This window comes from Zhongshania sp. (assembly GCF_029212375.1).
Lineage (GTDB): Bacteria > Pseudomonadota > Gammaproteobacteria > Pseudomonadales > Spongiibacteraceae > Spongiibacter.
The window spans coordinates 184,370-205,048 of sequence record NZ_JARGNU010000004.1; the positions used below are offsets into that span (position 1 = coordinate 184,370).

At 52.5% G+C, this 20,679-nt stretch carries 20 protein-coding genes; 11 read left to right on the top strand and 9 right to left on the bottom strand.

The window, feature by feature from the left end; translation table 11 throughout:
* Positions 1-245: 245 nt before the first annotated feature.
* From P1U47_RS06450 to P1U47_RS06465, 4 genes are all read right to left on the bottom strand, one after another.
* The gene (locus tag P1U47_RS06450) at positions 246-3,113 is read right to left on the bottom strand and encodes a valine--tRNA ligase (RefSeq protein WP_301027824.1); all 2,868 of its coding nucleotides are present in this window, start codon (positions 3,111-3,113) and stop codon (positions 246-248) included.
* A gap of 167 nt (positions 3,114-3,280) precedes the next feature.
* Positions 3,281-3,673, bottom strand: a complete 393-nt coding sequence (locus P1U47_RS06455) for a hypothetical protein (RefSeq protein ID WP_301027826.1) — start codon at positions 3,671-3,673, stop codon at positions 3,281-3,283.
* Between the two features lie 11 nt (positions 3,674-3,684).
* Entirely contained in the window at positions 3,685-4,107 is a 423-nt protein-coding gene (locus P1U47_RS06460; protein WP_301027827.1) for a DNA polymerase III subunit chi, read from the bottom strand.
* Positions 4,108-4,110: 3 nt separating this feature from the next.
* Complete coding sequence (locus tag P1U47_RS06465; protein ID WP_301027829.1) at positions 4,111-5,592, bottom strand: leucyl aminopeptidase; 1,482 nt, start codon at positions 5,590-5,592, stop codon at positions 4,111-4,113.
* Positions 5,593-5,797: 205 nt separating this feature from the next.
* Between P1U47_RS06465 and lptF the strand changes: the two genes are divergently transcribed.
* Both lptF and lptG read left to right on the top strand, forming a co-directional pair.
* Positions 5,798-6,910, top strand: coding sequence for an LPS export ABC transporter permease LptF (gene lptF, locus P1U47_RS06470; RefSeq protein WP_301027830.1), 1,113 nt, complete (start codon positions 5,798-5,800; stop codon positions 6,908-6,910).
* Positions 6,903-7,964, top strand: a complete 1,062-nt coding sequence (lptG, locus tag P1U47_RS06475; RefSeq protein WP_301027831.1) for an LPS export ABC transporter permease LptG — start codon at positions 6,903-6,905, stop codon at positions 7,962-7,964. Before lptF ends, lptG begins: the two co-directional genes overlap by 8 nt.
* A 5-nt stretch (positions 7,965-7,969) precedes the next feature.
* On the opposite strand, the gene P1U47_RS06480 is transcribed toward lptG, so the two are convergent.
* Entirely contained in the window at positions 7,970-8,449 is a 480-nt protein-coding gene (locus tag P1U47_RS06480; RefSeq protein WP_301027832.1) for an RDD family protein, read from the bottom strand.
* 71 nt (positions 8,450-8,520) lie between these two features.
* Complete coding sequence (locus tag P1U47_RS06485) at positions 8,521-9,009, bottom strand: hypothetical protein (protein ID WP_301027833.1); 489 nt, start codon at positions 9,007-9,009, stop codon at positions 8,521-8,523.
* Between the two features lie 183 nt (positions 9,010-9,192).
* Between P1U47_RS06485 and P1U47_RS06490 the strand changes: the two genes are divergently transcribed.
* The gene (locus P1U47_RS06490) at positions 9,193-9,870 is read left to right on the top strand and encodes a response regulator transcription factor (RefSeq protein ID WP_301027834.1); all 678 of its coding nucleotides are present in this window, start codon (positions 9,193-9,195) and stop codon (positions 9,868-9,870) included.
* Complete coding sequence (locus tag P1U47_RS06495) at positions 9,857-11,248, top strand: HAMP domain-containing sensor histidine kinase (protein ID WP_301027836.1); 1,392 nt, start codon at positions 9,857-9,859, stop codon at positions 11,246-11,248. The genes P1U47_RS06490 and P1U47_RS06495 overlap by 14 nt, the downstream gene beginning before the upstream one ends.
* A 51-nt stretch (positions 11,249-11,299) precedes the next feature.
* Here the strand turns inward: P1U47_RS06495 and P1U47_RS06500 are convergent, their stop codons facing one another.
* Positions 11,300-11,950 (bottom strand): hypothetical protein, encoded by a 651-nt coding sequence (locus P1U47_RS06500; RefSeq protein ID WP_301027838.1) that lies wholly within the window; start codon positions 11,948-11,950, stop codon positions 11,300-11,302.
* A 174-nt stretch (positions 11,951-12,124) separates the two neighbouring features.
* Here P1U47_RS06500 and P1U47_RS06505 point away from each other — a divergent pair, with 174 nt between their 5' ends.
* Positions 12,125-12,556 carry a gamma-glutamylcyclotransferase family protein gene (locus P1U47_RS06505; protein WP_301027839.1) on the top strand — a complete coding sequence of 144 codons (432 nt, stop codon included), beginning with the start codon at positions 12,125-12,127 and terminating at the stop codon, positions 12,554-12,556.
* An 18-nt stretch (positions 12,557-12,574) separates the two neighbouring features.
* Here the strand turns inward: P1U47_RS06505 and P1U47_RS06510 are convergent, their stop codons facing one another.
* Positions 12,575-13,561: a 2Fe-2S iron-sulfur cluster binding domain-containing protein gene (locus P1U47_RS06510; RefSeq protein WP_301027841.1), complete on the bottom strand. Its 987-nt coding sequence runs from the start codon at positions 13,559-13,561 to the stop codon at positions 12,575-12,577.
* A 23-nt stretch (positions 13,562-13,584) separates the two neighbouring features.
* On the bottom strand, positions 13,585-14,715 hold the full coding sequence (gene rlmC, locus P1U47_RS06515) for a 23S rRNA (uracil(747)-C(5))-methyltransferase RlmC (protein WP_301027842.1): 1,131 nt from the start codon (positions 14,713-14,715) through the stop codon (positions 13,585-13,587).
* Positions 14,716-14,918: 203 nt separating this feature from the next.
* On the opposite strand from rlmC, the gene P1U47_RS06520 reads away from it, so the two are divergent.
* From P1U47_RS06520 to P1U47_RS06545, 6 genes are all read left to right on the top strand, one after another.
* A complete protein-coding gene (locus P1U47_RS06520; protein WP_301027843.1) occupies positions 14,919-15,596 on the top strand; it encodes a class I SAM-dependent methyltransferase in 678 nt (225 codons plus the stop codon).
* A 194-nt stretch (positions 15,597-15,790) separates the two neighbouring features.
* Complete coding sequence (locus P1U47_RS06525; protein WP_301027844.1) at positions 15,791-16,189, top strand: TM2 domain-containing protein; 399 nt, start codon at positions 15,791-15,793, stop codon at positions 16,187-16,189.
* A gap of 175 nt (positions 16,190-16,364) precedes the next feature.
* Positions 16,365-17,543 carry a glycosyltransferase family 4 protein gene (locus tag P1U47_RS06530; protein WP_301027845.1) on the top strand — a complete coding sequence of 393 codons (1,179 nt, stop codon included), beginning with the start codon at positions 16,365-16,367 and terminating at the stop codon, positions 17,541-17,543.
* Positions 17,544-17,687: 144 nt separating this feature from the next.
* A complete protein-coding gene (locus P1U47_RS06535) occupies positions 17,688-18,443 on the top strand; it encodes an amidohydrolase family protein (RefSeq protein ID WP_301027846.1) in 756 nt (251 codons plus the stop codon).
* Positions 18,444-18,584: 141 nt separating this feature from the next.
* Positions 18,585-19,553, top strand: a complete 969-nt coding sequence (locus P1U47_RS06540; RefSeq protein ID WP_301027847.1) for a CobD/CbiB family cobalamin biosynthesis protein — start codon at positions 18,585-18,587, stop codon at positions 19,551-19,553.
* Positions 19,550-20,674: an aminotransferase class I/II-fold pyridoxal phosphate-dependent enzyme gene (locus P1U47_RS06545; protein WP_301027848.1), complete on the top strand. Its 1,125-nt coding sequence runs from the start codon at positions 19,550-19,552 to the stop codon at positions 20,672-20,674. Before P1U47_RS06540 ends, P1U47_RS06545 begins: the two co-directional genes overlap by 4 nt.
* Positions 20,675-20,679: the final 5 nt, after the last annotated feature.

A 20,679-nucleotide genomic window follows, 5' to 3' on the forward strand; every position in this document is an offset into this window, starting at 1 on the left:
CCACTTAGTACTTGGCCAGCAGTAAGTTGCGGTTTTACTTTGGTCAAAAGATGAAAAAAAAGAAGGCAATGCAGGTACTGCGAAAGAGGGGTGCGCTGGAAAGTGCAGCGCTTGGCAAATACGTGCAAGCATCACTATACGGCGGGGTATCGGGCCAGTGTTAGGCCCTACTATAACGGCTTTAGCGTATTTGTCTACGGTTTAAGCGGTTATAGCAGGGCGCTATTGGCTTTTTTGTGAGCTACTTACAGGGCTTGAATGCTCTTGATTTGCTCAGACAGGGTTTGTTGCGCAGCTTGCTGGGCGGCGAGTTTTTCCTGCTCTTTGGCGACAACGTCTGCTGGGGCTTTGTCTAAGAAGCCAGCGTTACCGAGTTTGCCTTGAATGCGCTGGATGTCTTTGTCGAGCTTTTGAATCTCTTTTTCAAGGCGGGCGATTTCAGCCACTTTATCGATTAAGCCGGACATCGGCACCAATACTTCCATGCTGCCAACCAATTGCGTTGCCGACATGGGCGCTTCGTCGCTGGCGGCTAGCCACTGAATGTCGTCAAGTTTGGCGAGTTTACTGAGTGCTTGGCGGTTGCCATTGAGGCGGCGAAAATCTTCGTCGCTGCCGTTTTTAAGCAGCAATTTGAGGGTTTTGCCCGGTGGTACGTTCATTTCGCCACGAATATTACGGATGGCTAAAATGACACTTTTTAGCCACTCGGCGTCGGCAATCGCATCGCTGTCAATTTCTTCGCTGGCGGCAATGGGGTAGGCCTGCAGCATAATAGTGTCGCCGCCAGCCTTGAGGCTAATGCCGGCAATGGGTGCTACTCGCTGCCAAATTTCCTCGGTGATAAAGGGCATAAAGGGGTGAGCCATACGCAGCGTGGCTTCTAAAACCCGAATCAAGGTGCGGCGGGTGCCGCGCTTGGCTTCTGCGCTGGCGTTGTCGTCCCAGAGTACCGGTTTAGACAATTCAAGATACCAATCGCAGTACTCGTTCCAAATGAATTCGTAAATGGCTTGCGAGGCGTGGTCGAGGCGGTAGGCGCTCATGGCGTCGGCAACGGTCTGCTCGGTTTGCTGCAGGCGCGAGATGATCCAGCGGTCGGCTAAGCTCAGCTCTACGGCCTCGCCATTGATGCCGCAGTCCTGCTCCTCGGTGTTCATCAACACGTAGCGGGCGGCATTCCAAATTTTATTGCAGAAGTTGCGGTAGCCTTCAAGGCGTTTCATATCCCAGTTTATGTCGCGGCCAGTTGAGGCTAATGAGAACAGGGTAAAGCGCAGGGCGTCGGTGCCGTGGGCGCCAATACCTTCGGGGAAGGTGTTGCGGGTCGCTTTGGCGATTTTCTCGGCGAGCTGGGGTTGCATCATATTGCCGCAGCGCTTGTCGAGCAGGGCGTCGAGTTCAATGCCGTCAATCATATCTAGCGGGTCTAAGACGTTGCCCTTAGACTTGGACATTTTCTGGCCCTGCTCGTCTCGGATTAGGCCGGTAACGTAAACGGTTTTGAAGGGCACTTGCGCCTCGCCGTTTTCGTCTTTATTAAAGTGCATGGTCATCATGATCATGCGCGCCACCCAGAAGAAAATAATGTCGAAGCCGGTAACCAAGACATCGGTGGGGTGGAAAGTTTTCAGGCGCTCGGTTTGCTCAGGCCAGCCGAGGGTGCCGAAAGTCCACAGTGCGGAGCTGAACCAGGTGTCCAGCACGTCATCATCTTGTTTGAGTTCAAGGCTGTCGGCCAGCTGATATTTTACTCTGGCCTCCGCTTCGTTGCGGGCAACATAAATATTGCCCTCGCTGTCGTACCACGCGGGAATGCGGTGGCCCCACCACAATTGCCGCGAGATACACCAGTCTTGAATGTCGCGCATCCAGCTGAAATACATATTCTCGTATTGCTTGGGCACAAACTCGATGCGGCCGTCTTCAACCGCTTCAATCGCTGGTTTAGCGAGGGCCGCGGTGGCAACAAACCACTGGTCGGTGAGCATGGGTTCAATGACCAGCCCTGAGCGGTCGCCACGGGGTACTTTAAGGGCGTGGTCGTCGACTTTTTCAAGCAGACCTGCGCTGTCTAAATCGGCAACAATTATTTTGCGCGCCGCGTAGCGGTCTAAACCGGCGTAGCTGGCGGGCAGGGTTTTATCGAGCTCGGTATTCTCTGAGCTATCGCTATTGAATATTTCGGCTTCTGTGCGAACAGCGGCGTTTTGATCGAGAATATTAATCATCGGTAGCTTGTGGCGCTGACCAACCGCGTAGTCGTTAAAATCGTGGGCGGGAGTGATTTTTACGCAGCCAGTGCCAAATTCACGGTCTACATAGTCGTCGGCAACAATCGGAATTTGACGGCCAACTAAGGGCAGGGTGATAAATTTGCCGATCAGTGAGGCGTAGCGCTCATCTTTTGGATTCACCGCCACAGCGGTGTCACCCAGCATGGTTTCTGGGCGAGTGGTGGCAACTACGAGATAGCTTTTGCCGTCGCTAGTGGTGGCGCCGTCGGCAAGTGGGTAGCGGAAGTGCCACATAAAGCCTTTTTCGTCGGTGTTTTCGACTTCAAGGTCAGAGATGGCAGTGTGCAGTTTGGGGTCCCAGTTAACGAGGCGTTTGCCGCGATAAATCAGTTTGTCGTCGTAGAGGCGAACAAAAACTTCCTGCACGGCTTTGTAAAAACCGTCGTCCATGGTGAAGCGTTCGTGATTCCAATCTACCGAGGCGCCGAGGCGGCGCAGCTGGCGAGTGATGGTGCCGCCAGACTCTTCCTTCCACTCCCAAACCTTGTCTAAAAAGGCGTCGCGACCCAAGTCGTGGCGAGTTTGGCCGGTTTCGGCGGCGAGTTTGCGTTCAACCAGCATTTGGGTGGCGATACCGGCGTGGTCGGTGCCCACTTGCCAGAGCGTGTTTTTACCCTGCATACGGTGGTAGCGGGTTAGGGCATCCATGATGGAGTCTTGGAAGGCGTGGCCCATGTGCAGACTGCCGGTGACATTCGGCGGCGGAATCATGATGCTGTAGGCGTCGCCTTTACCCTGCGGCGAAAAATAGCCGCTTTCTTCCCAATTTTGATACCACTTAGTTTCGATGTCGGCGGGCTGAAATGTCTTGTCCATGGTGTCTCGATAATGTGTTTAGCGATAAATGACGCCGCGCCAGCCATGGCAAAACACACTTGGCTGCATAGCAATACGGCGATTAAAAAAGGGAGCAAGTATACTGAGTTTTGGCCGTTCTGGCCAAAGCTGGGGGGATTTATATGGGCGGATTTTCTTTGCGGTGATTAGCTATTGTGGTGTGCTTGCTGGTGCCAGCGCTCAAGCAGGGATTCATCAAGGCTGAGTAGACGTTTGCGCAATTCGGCTTCAATGCTGGGCATCATGGAGTCAATCACATCTTGAATTAGCAGTTCACGTGCGTAGTCATCGTCGTGGTGATGCGCAGAGGCTGAAGGTGTGGGTTCTTGAATGGCTGTTTGTGGCGCGTATTGGAATTCGACGCCAGCGTCGCTAAAGCGTGGTTCATCGTGGTTTTTGGCGTGGTAAGCGGCACTGGGGCCGATTTCGATAATGTCATCTAACAAGGGGATTAAGGCGGGGTCGATACCATTGGTATCGAGGAGTACCGCTTGCAGGGCTTCTAATTCCCCAAGCAGGGGTGCTTTGTCTTTGGCCATAATAATCGTTGCTAGCTGTTGATGGTGTGCGAGTTTAGCGGGTAGCCGCGATTCTTATAAAAACTATAACGCTGCCGCGATGCCTTTAGACTTGCCTCATCCTTGCTGACAATCTCGGCAAGGCGTTGAAAGCGACTAAAGAAGGCGGGGGTTTCCCGCGCGGTATTAATCAATACATCACAGTGCTCCCCAGCGTACTCACCGCAGCCGACCAATACTGGGTTGTTGTCGGCGGGATGGCAGCTGTGGGGAATAAAGCTTTCGTCGCGGAAATTCCACAGCAATTGATTGATTGCGTCGGCGGCGTCGCCGTCTTCGCAATGTAAATACACCTCGCGGCCACTGCGATAGGCTTTTTCCGCCAAGCGGCAGGCGTATAGCATTGCCGCTGCGGCGGTGTCCTGATTAAGGATGTAAAAGTCTATCTTGGTCATGGCTTAGCTGCCGACCTTGCTCATTAAATAGTGGCAGAGCAAGCTCACCGGCCGGCCGGTTGCACCCTTGTTGGCGCCGCCAAGCCATGCTGCGCCAGCGATATCGAGGTGAGCCCAGCGGTAGTCCTTGGTAAAGCGCGACAGGAAGCACGCAGCAGTGACGCTGCCGGCTTCGGGGCCGCCGATATTGGCCATATCGGCAAAGTTGCTGTCGAGCTGGTTTTGGTAGTCGTCCCACAGTGGCATATGCCATGCGCGGTCTTGCGCGAGCTGACCCTGAACGAGTAGTTCTTGGGCAAAGCTGTCTTCATTGCTGTATACGGCCGATGCATGCTTGCCGAGGGCGACAACGCAGGCACCGGTCAAGGTGGCAATGTCGATTACTGACGCCGGCTTAAAACGTCCAGCGTAGGTAAGGGCGTCGCACAATACCAAGCGGCCCTCGGCATCGGTATTGAGTATTTCAATGGTTTGGCCAGACATGCTGGTCACTACATCGCCGGGTTTGGTTGCGCCGCCGCTGGGCATATTTTCGGCAGCGGCAACTATCCCGATCACATTGAGTTTTAAGTCCATGTCGGCAATGGCGCTCATTGTGCCGACCACGCTGGCGGCGCCGCACATATCGTATTTCATCTCGTCCATTTTAGCGCCGGGCTTTAAGCTGATGCCGCCGGTGTCAAACGTAACGCCTTTGCCCACTAATACATGGGGGCGAGTGCCTTTTTTACCGCCGTTATATTCCATAACAATCAAGCGCGCACCTTGGTCGCTGCCGGCGCTTACCGACAGCAGGGCGCCCATGCCCAGCTGTTTCATTTTTTTCTCATCGAGCACATTCACGGTGACCGATTCAAATTTGCGGCCTAGGCTGCGGGCTTCGCTGGCAATGTATTCTGGGGTGCAAATATTGCCAGGTAAATCGCCGAGTTCGCAGGCAGTATTAATACCTTTACCGATACTACTGCCAACTTGAATAACTTGGCGATTGGCTTCGGTGTTTGCGCCCTGCAATGTGACGCGTCGAATCGACAGCGGCGGCTTGGGTTTGCTCACTGTTGCGGTGTAGCGGTAGCTTGAACTCACCAGTAATTGCGAAATGCGTTGGTATGCCCAAGTGGGCTTGCGGTCGTTAATGCTGATGTGATCGAGTAAATAGCTGACGTCTTTGCAATCTGCTGCAGCGGGGGTTGCGATGCTGGCCTGAATAATTTTATCAAAATTGCTGTCGCTAAGGCTGGCGCTGTCACCGGCGCCAATCACTAATAAACGGCGGGCTTTGAGGCCGCTCACGGTTGGCAGGTAGAGTGTCTCAGCAATTTTGGCTTTAAAATCGCCACGATTAATTAATTGGCTGATTGCGCCACCACAGGCTGCGTCCACGGTTTTTGCAAGGTCTGAACTCAGTGCGGCATCGGTGATGAGAATTAGGCAGTCGGTATTAACAGTGGTGACATCTTTGCAGGGCTTAAGGCTAATTTGCATGGATACTCTCGCAGGCAGTGGGCGGATTAGTGATAATGCGTGCCATTATTATGGACCGAATGAATTTATTGGCAACGGTGCGGCGTAAAGGCAGTGTTCTGCGCTTAGTGTAAAGGGTATCATCTGCGCGTGAAATACTTAGGCGCAAAGACATAGCGTGCTCTGAGCAATAGTGAGTGAGCTGGGGCGATGGAGATATGGCTGTTTGATTTTATTTAGGTACCTTGCCAGCGAAATGCTGAAGACGGTGTTTGCCGTGACCTTGACCCTGCTGGTCATTATCATGAGCGGCCGCTTTGTGAAGTACTTAGGGCAGGTTGCGTCTGGGGACTTTGCTCCCGACGTGCTTCTACTGGTGATGTTATACCGCTTACCCAACTTTTTAGAAGTTGTGTTACCCCTTGGCCTGTTTATTGGTATTTTGCTGTCTTATGGGCGTTTATACGTCGACAGCGAAATGACGGTAATGAGCGCCTGTGGCATGAGTCGCCGCCGTTTGCTTACCTACACCATGATCCCCGCCTTATTTACCGCAGGCATAGTTGTCTATATTAGTTTGATTCTTACCCCATCTGGGATTCAGGCCTATCTCGATTTGCTGGCCGACAGTAAATCGGAGATTGGCGTTAAGGCGGCGGTCGAGGGCCGCTTTCGCTTAGATAAGGCCACTGGCCGAGTGACCTACATCGAAAAAGCGAATCGCGATAATCAGACCATGACGGGGGTCTTTATTGCCCAGCCTGAGCCGGTGCAGGCCGACGGCCGCCCCTTGTTGTCGCTGGTGACGGCTGCCGAGGGCCGTTTTCAAGTTGACGATAACACGGGGCTGCGGTATTTGGTGTTAGATAGCGGCGTGCGCTATGTTGGCCAATCTGGCGATATGGATTACCAAGTGACTAGTTTTAATCGCCTTGATCAATTATTGCGGGATCCTGAAGAGAAATCTTATCGCCAGGAGCTCGACGGTAAAGATACCGCTGCTCTTTGGGGGTCAAGTCAGCTCGAGGATGTTGCCGCGATTCAGTGGCGAGTTTCACTAGGCCTGTTAGTTCCGATTGCCGCGCTAATTGCGGTATCACTGAGTAAAACCAACCATCGGCGTGGCCGCTACGGAAAAATGTTTCCGGCTTTTATGATTTATATGGTGTATTTGGTCTGCCTTAACGCCGTGCGCGACGCGATCGCTAAAGGCCAGTGGCCGGTGTTTCCTGGTATGTGGGTGGTACACGTGGCGTTTTTAACCCTGGGGCTATTCCTGTTGTATCGCGACAGTATGCATCGACACTGGATACTGGGTTGGAGACATCGCCGTGGGTAAACTTAATCGCTACATCGGTCGCACTGTCACCGGCGCCATTTTACTGGTGTTAATGGTTATTGTTGGCCTCGATCTTTTGTCTGAGTTGGTTGACGGCCTTAAGGAAATTCGCGGGGATTACACCTTTGTCTCGGTATTGAAATATGTGGCGATGATTGCGCCGGGCAGTTTTTACGACTATCTGCCCTTCGCCGCGCTCGTTGGCTGCTTGTCTGGGCTGGGTTCGCTGGCGAGTAGCAGTGAACTCATTGTGATGCGCGCGGCTGGGGTGTCAACGTGGCAGCTATTGGCGGCGGTCATTAAACCAACACTCGTTTTGACCCTAGTGGGCTTGTGTGTGGCCGAGTTTGTGGCGCCGGTGTCGCAACAAATTGCTGAAAGTCAGCGCGCCGTGGCGCTGCAAAAAACCGCCGACATCCACTCGCGGCACGGGATGTGGCATCGCGAGGGCCAGCAGTTTATGCACTTTAACGCAGTGCAGCCCAATGGCGTGTTGTTTGGCGTGAGTATTTTTAGCTTTGACGACGATCGGCGCTTGGAAACCAACACCTTTGCCGAGCGCGCTTATTTTATTGATGGTCACTGGACCTTGGAAGATGCCAAGGTGGTAAGCCTGACCGACAAAGGCGCCACTCAAATGCATGTTCAACAGATGGATTGGGACTCTGGTCTGTCGCCAGACTTGTTGAATATCTTGGTGTTGGACCCACAGGATTTGTCTATTAGCGGCCTGTGGCGCTACGCCCATTATTTGAAAAAGCAGGGTCTGAATGCCGGTGATTATGAGTTGGCGTTTTGGAATAAATTGCTGCAGCCGCTCACCATTATGGGGATGGTTTTAGTGGCGATCTCATTTATCTTTGGGCCGCTGCGCAATGTCACAATGGGTTTTCGGATCTTTGTGGGGGTCATGGTTGGTATTGTGTTTCGCACCGCCCAAGATATTCTGGGGCCATCCAGCATGGTGTATGGCTTTGATCCAATATATGCCAGTGTGGCGCCCATCGTTGTATGTTATTTGGCGGGTATTTATATGCTTAGCCGGCGAGCATAAACTGTTTATTTTTTGCTCGATTTAGCTAGCGCACGCAGTCGTGTATTCGAGGCGCGGTCGTGCCAAGCAAGGCCGTTTTTATCTATCCATATCCACCAGTAACCCAGTCCTGCCAGCCCCAGTGCCGGCACCGCAACAGCGAGTCTAATCAGGCATTGGCCCCAGCTAGGTTTGCCGCCATCGCTGCTTTCCAGTTTGATTCGCCACGCTTGCATACCAAGGGTTTGGCCGCTTTTGCGCCAGAACCAGCTGTAAAAGGCGACGATCAAACTCAATAAATAGACTCGATACCAAGCGCCTTCCAGCGGCGAGTTTAACTCGTGTACCACGCTATTATTGGCCGCGTTATTGCTCATTATTTCTGGGCTTAGTAGCAGCGCGGGAATCAGGCTGGCAACAAACAAGATGGCAAATAATAAGAAACAGTCATACACAATGGCGGCGAGGCGCCGAAATGGGCTGGGAGCGGGGAGTTGGTTAGTCATTTAGGGCAGTCCAAATTCAAAAACTGCCGCATTGTAGCAGAGCTGCGCATGCTTGCGCGTGGTCTTGGGGCTTAAAACGCGAGGGCTACACCAAGGGTGAGGGAGTCACTGCGCAAATGCACTGTGTAGTCGGTCTCGTAGTGTGTGAAGCTCGGCGTTGATATGCGGCCTTCTTCATCGGGCAGGTAGCGTTTGGCGCCACTGCTGCGGGCATGAAAGGACTTGTACAGGGATTTAATTCCCATCTTAAGGAGGGCGCGAATCGCATCGCTGCCTTGCTTAGCGTTATTTTGATCCATCCACACTTGATTAAAGCGCGCTTGATTGGCATTGATAGCTTGGAAATTACCACTAATGGTATTGCGCTCAATGCAAAAGCTGAGCGTGGGCTGGTAGCCGAGCTTTTGTCCATGGGGGAGTGTCATGTCGTTCTGCGGCTGCGAACCCCAGTTTTCAGCTACGCTAGAAAGAGACACCAAACCCAAGGCGATAACGGCAAGGCTTTTAATCCAAGTAAGGTATTTTTTGGTGGTTTGATAAGCATTTTTTATATTATTCATTGCTTTAGTCTCCATTACAGGCGTTGTAACTGTTGGAAATAAGCTTACTCGCCCCCATACTAAGGAAGAATAAGTAGATGTACTTTGCGGACTGAGGTCTTGTCGCAATGGGGCTAGGGGGCCGCCGAGGGGCTGGCGCGACTGGTGCGGATAAATAATAAAATTGGACGGGAAATAAGCTAAATGCGGGTTTTATTGATAGAAGATGACACCAGTGTGGCGGAGTATATTGTTAAAGGCTTGCGCGAGAGCGGCTATCAGGTTGAACACGCCGCCGACGGTAAAACCGGTTTAGTGAAGGCGACAACGGAACAGTACGACGCGCTGATTGTTGACCGTATGCTGCCCTATGTTGACGGCCTTACGATCATTCAAACGCTTCGCGCCGCTAATGACACTACCCCAGCGCTGATTTTAAGTGCCCTTGGCGAAGTCGACGATCGGGTGAAGGGGCTGAAGGCTGGTGGTGACGATTATCTGGTTAAACCCTTTGCCTTTGCCGAGTTATTGGCACGTATTGAGGTAATGCTACGCCGCCAAGAAGCGGGGTCTGCAGTAACGCGTCTTAAGGTGGCTGATTTAGAGATGGATTTGTTGGCGCATAAGGTTTCGCGCGCAGGCCAGCCTTTTAATCTCCAGCCTAGAGAATACAAGTTGCTGGAGTATTTGATGCGTCACGCGGGGCAGGTGGTGACGCGCACGATGCTCTTAGAAAATGTATGGGATTACCATTTTGACCCGCAAACCAATGTTATTGATGTGCATATCAGCCGCCTGCGTCAGAAAATTGATAAGGGTTTTGACAAACCTCTGCTGAATACCGTGCGCGGTGCTGGATATATGTTGGATGATTCTCAGTAAAATATTCACCAGTTTTACCTTTCGGTTTTTGGTTAGCTATGTTGCGTGGCTGAGCCTTTCGGTTTTTATGGTGTTAGCGCTTATTTACGCGTTTATTGCCTACGATTTTTTTGCCGAAGTCCATCACTCGGTTACCGACGAACTGGGGGCCTTAAGTCAGGCGTATCAGGAGGGCGGGGAACCGGCTGTTGAAGATTTTGTGCGAGTGCATAGTGGTCCAGATCGCCTAATCCGGTTTTTTTATTTTGTGGGCGACGAGCACCTTAATAAAGTTGCTGGCAATCTCGATCAATGGCCAGACAGTGAGGAGTATCGCGACGGCTGGCTGGGTTTTAATTTTGAATCCATGCTCGACGACGCCGACTCGGTAGGCACCGAATTTATCGCTAGATCAAAGCAATTGCCTGGCGGTGAGCATGTCTTGGTGGCTCGTCATTATGCCGACGTGCTGAACAGTACCAAACTGGTTGCCGGCGCCTTAACGCGCAGTATGGTCGCCACTATTTTGCTGGGCACGATTGGTGGTGCCATTGTTGCCGCCTTGAGCCTGCGGCGAGTGGAGCACATTAATATTACTCTGCGGCGGATCATGTCGGGCGATTTGTCTGAGCGCATTGATATTAAAAGCAGTCGCGGTGATTTTTTACGCTTGTCAGAAAGCGTCAACCAAATGCTAGACCGAATCGAGGTGTTAATGATTGGGGTGCGGCAGGTCTCTGACAACATCGCCCACGATCTGCGCACGCCGCTAACTCGGCTGCGCAATAAGCTCAGCAACTTACATGATAATTGCGTTGATTCGAGCAATCGCGAAGAGGTGGAGGCCCTTATTGAAGAGGCTGATGGCCTGCTGGGTACTTTTAGCGCGCTGTTGCGAATTGCTCAGGTGGAGTCGGGGAATCGTCGCTCTGGCTTTGCCAGTGTCGATTTGTGTACTTTGGTGTCGGATGTTATCGAATTGTATGAGCCGCTGGCCGCCGAGAAAGATCAAGTTTTTCACACCGGTTTAGCCAAGGTTGGCAGCTTTAACGGCGATCGCAATCTGCTGTTTCAGGCCGTGGCCAATCTCGTTGATAACGCCATTAAATACACTCCTGCGGGCGGTAAAGTTCAGGTGAACTTGGCCGTGGAAAATAATGTAGTGCGGATTGAGGTGGCCGACAGCGGCGTGGGTATTCCCGAGGAAGATCGCGAAAAAGTGTTTCAGCGGTTTTTCCGTGTAGAGCACAGCCGCAGCCAGCATCCGGGCAACGGTCTGGGCTTAAGCTTGGTGCAGGCGGTAGTTAAGCTACATGACGGGTATATTGAATTGAAAAATAATAAACCTGGTCTGCGGGTGGTATTGCGCTTTCCTCGGCAAGACACGCTTTCGTCCTAAAGTGGCCTTGGTGTATGTCTTTGTATTCAAAGCCAGCCACAGTGGCTGCGGTTATTTCAAACTTAAGTGACTGGTATCAGGAACTGGGTGATTGGCCGCTGGTTTTTCGGCTAAAACTGGTGTGCCAATCTCGCACAAACTGAGGTCGGCTGTTAGCGCTTCTAAATCAACCTCAATTTGCGCCGTGCTAAGGGGCAGCATATCGTCGCCAACTGGCGCTAAGCTTAACTCATCGGTATTTGGCTCCGCGACCGGGGGGCGATCTTCGGCATCAACAAGGTTTGTGCCGCTGGCGGCTAGGCTAAGGTGGTCCGTATCGGGGGCGGCGGTCGCGATAAAATGGCGTTCGTCTTCGCGCAAAACCGGCGTGCCTGCAGGGCTCATGCTGAGACTCGCTGGCGTTGGCGCGGCGCTTTGTGGTGCTGGCTGCGTGGCGGGAGGGGTTGGTGTTTCCTCCGCGATAGCAGCGCTACTGGGCTGGGCTAGAGTAATTACCCCAATTTTGGCAAACAAGGCTTGGTAGCGCTGTAATTCTGCCTCGCTCAGATTTTTGCGAATTCGATTGGGGCGGCCATTGAGCAGCTTTTCAATTTGATCGACTGGCCGCTTAAAAAGTGCCGAGAGCTGGGCAAGCGCGGTATCTCGGCTGTGGCTAGGCGCCAATTCGCCGGTCATGATAAGGTCAAAGTGCGGTGTAGTCATGAATTCTATATACCTAGCAGCTTGCGGCGCAAAGGCCGGTGTTGGCGTATAAGCTATCTTCAACTTAGCAGAGATTATACTGCGCCGTTAAGGGAAAATAGGTTTTTTGGCGCCCCTAAGCTTATTCATGTTAATGACCGCCATGTTATCGAGATCAATATTACCGAGGCCACCATGGCGAATGTGTTTACCTATGGCAGTTTAATGTGCGCCGATATTATGGCGGCGGTATGCGGCGAGAATTCCACGTTTGAGACTGGGGTATTGGCTGGCTATCGGCGCTACGCGGTGCAAGGTGAGGATTATCCTGGAATGGTGCCAGCGGCTATTGTCAAAGAAAGCCCTGAGGTAGTTGGCATTGTCTATCGCGATGTAAGCGACGAAGGCCTGCGTCGTTTGGACGTGTTTGAGGGTGATTATTACCAGCGCAGCACTGTGCGTGTTCAGCTTGTTGATGGTGAATTTATTGCAGCCGAGGCCTATATTTTTCGCCCCCAGTTCCGAGATCTATTGGCCGATTGGCCATGGGATTTTGAACACTTCCTCGCTTCGGGTAAGGCGCGGTTTAGCGGTGCTTATCTTGGCTTTCAAAAACTACCGTCTTAAGGCATTCCTGCTAATTGTTTAGGCTTCGCTTGGGCTGAAGTTGATAAAGGCTTCGCAAATAATGTCGCGGCGGCTGGCCCCTTGCATAAAACACTGCTTTTGCGCGCGCTGCACAAAGTCATCGCCGCCACAAATATACACTTTGGTCCCGCGCAGCTGAGCGAAGTCGCGGTGTAAAACTGCTGAATAAGACGCTGTCGCTGGCAATTCTGGCGGTGGTGTTAAGGTCGCGACGGCCTCGTCGCAGGCTAGCGTTACATGGAAGTTGGCATATTGCTGCTGCAATATTTGCAATTCGCTTATGCCGTAAAAATCCTTGTGGCGCTTGACGCTAAACAGTAAGTGAACGGCACTGCCGTGGCCTTGGCTGAGTGCGTCTTGCGCTAAGCCGAGTAGCGGCGCTAAGCCCGTGCCCGCAGCAATGAGTAACAGCGCCTGCTGAGCTTGCTTGGGGTCGTAGACACATTCGCCATAAGGCCCCTGAATGGCCAGTTGGTCGCCAATCTTGATGGTATTCAGCAAGTACGGGCTTACGGCGCCAGTGGGGTAGATTCGAATATGGAGTTCGATGAAATAATGCAGACTGGCAACACTGGCAATCGAATAGCAGCGGGCGGTACGGTCGTTTATCCACAGCGTAATATATTGCCCCGCTCGCCAGCGCAGGCGGCAACTTAAGCGCAGGCGTACGGTACGCGGGTTTAATTGGGTCTTTTCTACAACCGTGGCGAGATGTTTCTCTTGGCTTAAGGCTGGAAACTGCAGCTGCATAGTCTGCTCGGGTTCACATTGGCAACTTAGGAAATAGCCTTCTTGAATGCGTTCTTTACTCAGGCCGAGCTGGCAATCGTCGGGAATCTCGCCGTCGCTCATCATAAGGCAGGCCTGGCAGGCGCCAGCGCGGCAGCCATAGGGAATGGCAACCCGATTTCTGAGCAATGTATCCAATACGGTTTCGCCGTCGTTCACGGCAAATTCCTGTGCGTTTAAAATGATGGAGGTCATAGCGGAGTCAGTGTTCTGGCTGATTACTTGCGGCTGAGTAGTACTAATACCTCATAGTGGGCGGTATGGGGAAACATATCAAATAATTGCAGGCGCTGAATGTGATAGTTGCCGAGTGCGCCCAGGTCGCTCGCCAATGATTGCGCATTACAGCTGGAATAGAGCAGGTGCTGGGGCGCCAGTTGTTCAATTTGCGCACAGAGTGCTGCGCCAAGGCCGCGACGCGGGGGGTTGACAATAATAAGTTGGGGCGCGCTATCTGTGGCGGCGCTGGCAAAGGCGCTGGAGTCTAGGGCCTGAAAGCTTACTTGGGCGGCAAGCCCCATTTCATCGGCGCTGCGCTTGGCACAGGCGATGGCTTCGGCCTCGATCTCGATGCCGACGAGCTGGCGTTCAGTATTTAAGCAGTGCAGTCCAAAGCCCCCTGATCCACAAAATAAATCCCAGTAGTGGCGAATATCCAGTTCGGCAGTCCACTGCTGTGCTGCGGCATACAGTTGGGCGGCAACTGTGGGGTTGGTTTGGAAAAAGCCCTTCGGCCTTTGGTACAGCGGAATGCCATTTAGCGTGTGGCGCAGCCAATTATCGCCGCACAGCACATGTTCTTCTGGCCCTTCGATAATGGCCATGGCTACTGGCTGAATATTAACCGAAACCGATGTAATACAAGGTTGTGCCGCCAGTAAGGGCGGCAGGGAATCACGAATTTTTGCCATTGCATTGGTGCTGCGTAAGACCAGCCTGAGCATAAATTGGCCTTGTTCATTGCGGTTTAGCAACAGGTATTTAAGCTCGCCGCTGCGTTGTTTAATGTGGTAAGGCGCAATGGCGAGCTGCCCGAGCCATTGCTGTAGTACCGTTAGTAGCGCCTGCATGTCGTCGGGGTAGAGTGGGCATTCACATAGGCTCAGGGCTTGGCCGCGATGATTGGTAATGCCGAGCAGCGGTTTTTCAGTGCTGCCGAGTACTACCATTTTGGCCTTGTTGCGAAAATGCTGGGCTTCTGAACTAATTGAATTCAGTAATGGGGGTGGCGAAAAAGGGGCGAGCAAGGCCTGTAGAGCGGTCTCCTTATTTTCCAGCTGCACAGAATAAGGCTGCTCTAGGAAGTTGCAGGACCGGCATTGATTGGCTTCATAAAACGGGCAGTGCATTAGTCAACTCAAGAAATTGCTTAAGCCTAAGCTTCAGACAGAATGAAACAGACCTTATAAGCCCAGACCCACAATACTGCAATCAATTTAGGGTATTTTGCGGTGGTTGATTTCGGCGTTTGGCGATAGTCTTTAGCTCGGTGCGGTATTTGTATTTAGCTTGAGTTTTGGCTTTTGCATAGAGTGGGTGCAGGGAGTTGAGTATGCAGGACAAGAGTAAGGAGGCGGCCATTCTGCGGTCGTGGCATAAAAATGTTGAGCCATGGACCCGCGCTGTTCGCGAGTCAGAGATTCGCAGCCGCGTAGCGGTAAGTGACGCCGCAATCGTGAATGCGATTATTGCTCAGAGTCCTAAGCACGTGCTCGATCTCGGCTGTGGTGAGGGTTGGCTGGTACGTGCACTGGCTGATCTCGGCGTGACTGCTGAAGGCGTAGACGCAGTTGCTGGATTAATTGACCGAGCACAGCAGCGCGGTGGTACATTTTCGGTGATGTCTTACGAAGAGTTTGCCGCAGGCGCATGGCAACAAGCCGTAGACTGCGTGGCATGTAATTTTTCGCTGCTGGGCCATCAGCTCGTTGAGGATGTGTTGGCTGCTATTGCTAAGCTGATAAATGAAAAGGGACGCTGCGTAATTCAAACACTGCATCCCGCTTATAGTGGTGAGCCTTATTGCGACGGCTGGCGAGAGGGGAGCTGGCAGGGCTTTAGTGAAGATTTTAGCGATCCAGCGCCGTGGTATTTTCGAACTTTAGCGACGTGGTTAGCAATGTTCAAAAGCTGTGGCTTGCAATTAGAGGAGTTGATTGAACCCTTGAACGCGGCGAGCGGAAGTCCGGCATCGATTATTTTTGTGCTCAGAGGTTCATCAAGAAAATAACGTTGCTGCTGATCGAATGCGCTCGGATATTTAGGTGGTGGGGTTTAGCTCTAGGGCCGAATCGCCTACACTCTAGGGCCTTAAGTGAATGCGCTTAAGTGAACCCCCTCGGGTGAAATTCCCCTATATTCAAAGACGCTAGTTTTAATGGCTTTGCAATTAAAGTCTAGCGGCCGCAATGGAGCTCCCGAACAATGGATAACACCCACAGTAAAGTCGTTGGTTATATTTTATGGATTTTTGGCTTTATGGGTGCGCATCGGTTTTACTACGGACGCCCCATAAGCGCGACGATTTATTTTTTTACACTAGGCTTATTTTTAATTGGCTGGTTTGTCGATTTGTTTCTTATTCCGAGCATGGATAGGGAAGCGGATAACTCATATAAAAGTGGTGCAACCAGCTACACCTTGGCTTGGATACTGCTGACGTTTCTTGGCATTTTTGGCCTGCACCGTTTTTATATGGGCAAGTGGCTGAGCGGTATTCTGTATTTGCTAACCGGCGGCGTGTTTCTACTCGGCGTAATTTACGATTACTGGACCTTAAATCAGCAAATCAGTGAAAAGAATTCCGGTCTATTTATGCGCTGAGCTATTTATGCAATCTGCGATGGCGTAATCCTTTCGTGTCCGCTGATAAATTCACCGATTGTTTATTGAAAATATTATCCCTCTCATTAAAGTTAGCTGCGGGCGTGAAATAGTGCGTGTTTTAATTATTGGCTATGTCTGGCCTGAACCAAACTCTTCGGCCGCAGGGCGGCGAATGCTGGAACTAGTGTCTGCACTGCAAGCAAATGGCGGCGAGATCCACTTTGCCAGCGCCGCCGTGCTGGGTGAACACAGTGTTGATCTTGCCGCGCTGGACGTTAGTGCGGTAAGCATTGCCCTTAACTGCGATAGTTTTGATTCCTATATAAAAGATCTACAGCCGACGGTAGTGATATTTGACCGTTTTCTGATGGAAGAGCAATTCGGCTGGCGGGTTGAACGCAGTTGTCCGGCGGCCCTGAAAATACTCGACAGCGAGGATCTGCACTGCCTGCGTCACGCTCGCCATCAGGCCTTAAAGCAAAAGCGCGAGCTTAATCGACAGGACTTGTGCAGCGAGCTGGCACTGCGGGAAATCGCCGCGATTTGGCGCTGTGATCTGACGTTGGTTATTTCCGAGTTTGAATTGGCGCTACTGCAAGACAGCTATGGTGTGCCCACCGATTTACTGCATTATTTGCCGCTGCTTAGCGAATTTGATGGTTCTCAGGCCGCAAACTGGCCGAGCTATGATGAGCGCCAGCACTGCGTGGTGGTGGGTAACTTTCGTCACGCGCCCAATTGGGATGCCGTACAGTATTTGCGCAGTGAAATATGGCCGCTTATTCGGCGGCGCATGCCGACGCTGCAATGCCATGTTTACGGCGCTTATCCGCCACCCAAGGCCCTGCAATTGCACAGCGATAAACTGGGCTTTTTGGTTAAAGGCTGGGCAGCGGATGCTGATGAGGTGGTGCGTAAGGCGCGCTTATGTTTGGCGCCGCTGCGCTTTGGTGCCGGCCAGAAGGGTAAGTTATTGGCGGCGATGGAGTGTGGCACCCCATCGATTACCAGTGTTATTGGCGCGGAAGGGATGTGCGGTGATTTGCCGTGGAGTGGCTGTATAGTTCCTGATTCTAGCCAGTTTGCTGCCGATTTTGCAGAGGCGGCCAGTGCATTGTATAGTGACCGCGAGGCGTGGAATGCCGCGCAACGCCAAGGCGGCGAGCTGCTATTGCAGCGCTATCAGTGCAGTAGTCACCTAGCGCATTTTGCCCGGCGCTTGCTAGAACTGAGCACTGAATTAAACGAGCATCGCCTGAAACACTTTAACGGCCTGATGTTGCGCCACCACACCGTAAAAAGTCATCAATACATGTCACAGTGGATCGCCGCTAAAAATCAGCAGGCCTAATGTGTCATAGGCGGTGTAATCAATATTGCTTTTAGGCCGTAAATCTGCGACTGTTGAAAAGCTTGGCGCAGGCCAGCCAGCTCATAAAATAACAAAATGGCGATTACGCTGGCTCATAGATTAGCTGGCGGAGGTAAGAGCGGTATGCAGCACATGATATTTGATGCCCATCTGCACATTATTGATCCAGCCTTTCCGTTGGTTAGTAATGACGGCTTTTTGCCCGATGCGTTTACCGTTGACGATTATGTTGGCCAAACCGCAGCGCTGGGTGTGGGCGGCGGCGCCGTGGTATCCGGTTCTTTTCAATCCTTTGATCAAAGCTATTTAATTACCGCGCTGGCGGCCTTGGGGCCGACGTTTGTTGGCGTAACTCAAGTCCCATATACCATTAGCGACGAAGATTTACTGCTGCTGGCTGGCCACGGCATCCGCGCGGTGCGCTTTAATTTGCGACGAGGTGGCTCAGAAACCTCAGAACACCTCATTGATTTTGCCAATCGGATTTACGATTTACTGGGCTGGCATATCGAGATCTATGCCGACTGTAAATCGCTAGCCGATTTCAGCGATCAGCTGTGCCGCCTGCCGGCGGTGAGTATCGACCATCTGGGTTTGTCTAAAGAGGGCTTGCCGACTTTATACCAGCTCGCCGAAAGTGGTGCTCGGGTAAAGGCGACCGGTTTTGGCCGAGTCGATTTTGCGGTGAGTCAGGCAATTCGGCGCTTGTTCGAGATTAACCCCGATGCCCTCATGTTTGGTACCGATCTGCCTTCTACCCGTTCACCTCGCGCCTTTAACCCTGTCGACATAGAAATCATTGGCAATGCACTGGGCGATAGCGCGACTAAAAAAGTGCTTTGGGATAACGCCGCCGCCTTCTACCGCTTGGGTGTTTAAGCTCGCGGTAATTCCAATTGACCCTCCTAGCTGCATTCTTTAAAGTGCCCCGCATTGATTAGCGAGTGCGTTTAGCACCATTTGCGCCCGCTGATGACCTTATAGTTTGCTCAGCGCGGCAGTTTATCTTTGGAATCCTTGTTGAATAATTTCTTGCTCATTAGCCTGGTTTGGGTTGCGGCGCTTGGTGTCGATAAAGTATTGGGCGAAGCCGCGCGCTGGCACCCCTTGGTTGGCTTTGGACGCCTGGCTGCCGGTATTGAGCGGCAATGTAATCGGCCTGGGCCTGCTGGTGTTAAACGTTTACAAGGTCTTGGCTGCTGGTGTTTGTTGGTGCTTCCCCCCGTTATTGCCATGGCCTACCTCGACTATTTATTGTTTCGGTTTTCCCTTGTTCTCACTGTTGGCTTACACATAGCGGTTTTGTATTGGGCGGTGGGTTGGCAGAGTTTGCGCGAGCATATTGCGCCTATTGGCGAGGCACTGACGGTGGGCGATCTCGACGAGGCGCGCCGGCGGGTGGGCTATTTGGTTAGCCGAGATACTGACGACCTCACCGCAGAGCAAATTTTAAGCGCGGGCTTGGAAACGACTCTAGAGAATAGCAGCGATGCCTTGTTTGCCTCGCTGTTTTTTTACGCTGTCGCTGGCCCTGCGGGGGTGGTGTTGCAGCGCTTAACGAATACCTTGGATGCAATGTGGGGCTATCGCAATTCACGCTATCAGTATTTTGGTTGGTGGGCGGCGCGCAGTGATGACGTGTGTAATTTTATTCCGGCTCAGCTGACCGCGCTGGGGTTTAGTCTATTGGCTGGTTCGCGTTGGGGGCTGCGCTGTTGGATTCAGCAGGGCTGGCGCTGGAAAAGTATTAACGCTGGCTCGGTGATGGCCAGCGGCGCGGCTGCCCTTGGCTTGAATTTGGGGGGCGCGGCGAGTTATCACGGCGCGGCGGTGCTGCGGCCAGCACTTGGCCATGGCGAGGCGCCGGCTATCGGTGATTTAGCGCGCAGTGTAAAACTGGTGAATAGCCAGTTGGCTATATGGATTGGGCTAATGATGGTTTTGGGTTTGGGTGCAGGTCTGTACACGGAATTAGGATTGCGGCTGTGACGGAAAGGACATTGGCGCGCCCCCATCACGGCGGCGACCCTAAAAATATTCCACCGGCAAATAATGGCCTCGCCATGCTGGACTTGGCAACGGGCGTAAACCCCTGGGCCTGGCCGGTACCCGAGCCGCCGGCGCAGTGTTACCAGGTGCTGCCCTATACCTGCCCACAATTGATCCTTGCGGCAGCAGATTATTACGGCGTAGCAAGCGACGCGATTTTGGCAACGGCAGGCAGCCAGCCGGTCATTCAGCAATTGCCCTATATGGTTAAGCCTGGCCGAATTCTACTCCCAGCAATTGCCTATGAAGAGCATCGCTATCGCTGGCAGCAGGCGGGGCACGATATTTACTTGTTTCATGACTATCAGCGCGAGTGTATTGCCGAATTGATTGCGAGCGAGCAAATTCAGTATTTGCTTATTATCAGTCCCAACAACCCTACCGGTGATACGGTAAGCCAAGCTGATGTTCGCTACTGGCGCTCCCTGTTGCCAGACGATGGCATGGTGGTGCTCGATCAAGCCTTTGCCGATGTGCTGCCAAGCAGCGACTTGAGTATGCTGGCGGCCGCGCCCGGCATTGTATTACTGCGCTCAGTGGGTAAGTTCTTTGGCTTGCCGGGCCTACGCCTCGGTTTTGCGCTAGGCCGCGCTGATTTTTTAACGGAGCTCGATGACCGATTGGGTCCGTGGGGGGTAAGTGGTAGCGCCCAGTGGCTGGGCCGCTTGGCCTTGGCTGATAAGCCGTGGCAGCAGCAGATGCTGACGAAATTGCAAACAGCTAGTCAGCAGCAAACAGAATTGTTGAGGCAATATTTTGGTGCTTATATACAGCATATAAGCACCACGCCGCTGTTTATTAGCTTGGTGATGCCACTTATTACAGCAGAAAAATTGCAATTAGCGTGCTATGCCCAAGGCCTGTCGGTGCGCGTGTATCGCGGCGACAAACTGGCCTATATGCGCTGGGGTTTGGCTGCGGATCAGAATCTTTTGGCGCAGCGCCTAAGCGGTATTTGCTTTGCAGGTATTACGGAACTTGGCGCTGAACTTGGCGCTGGCGTTGGCGCAGCACAAACCCAGCGCCAGCCGAGCAATACCGCACAAGGTGCTATTAGCTAAAACGG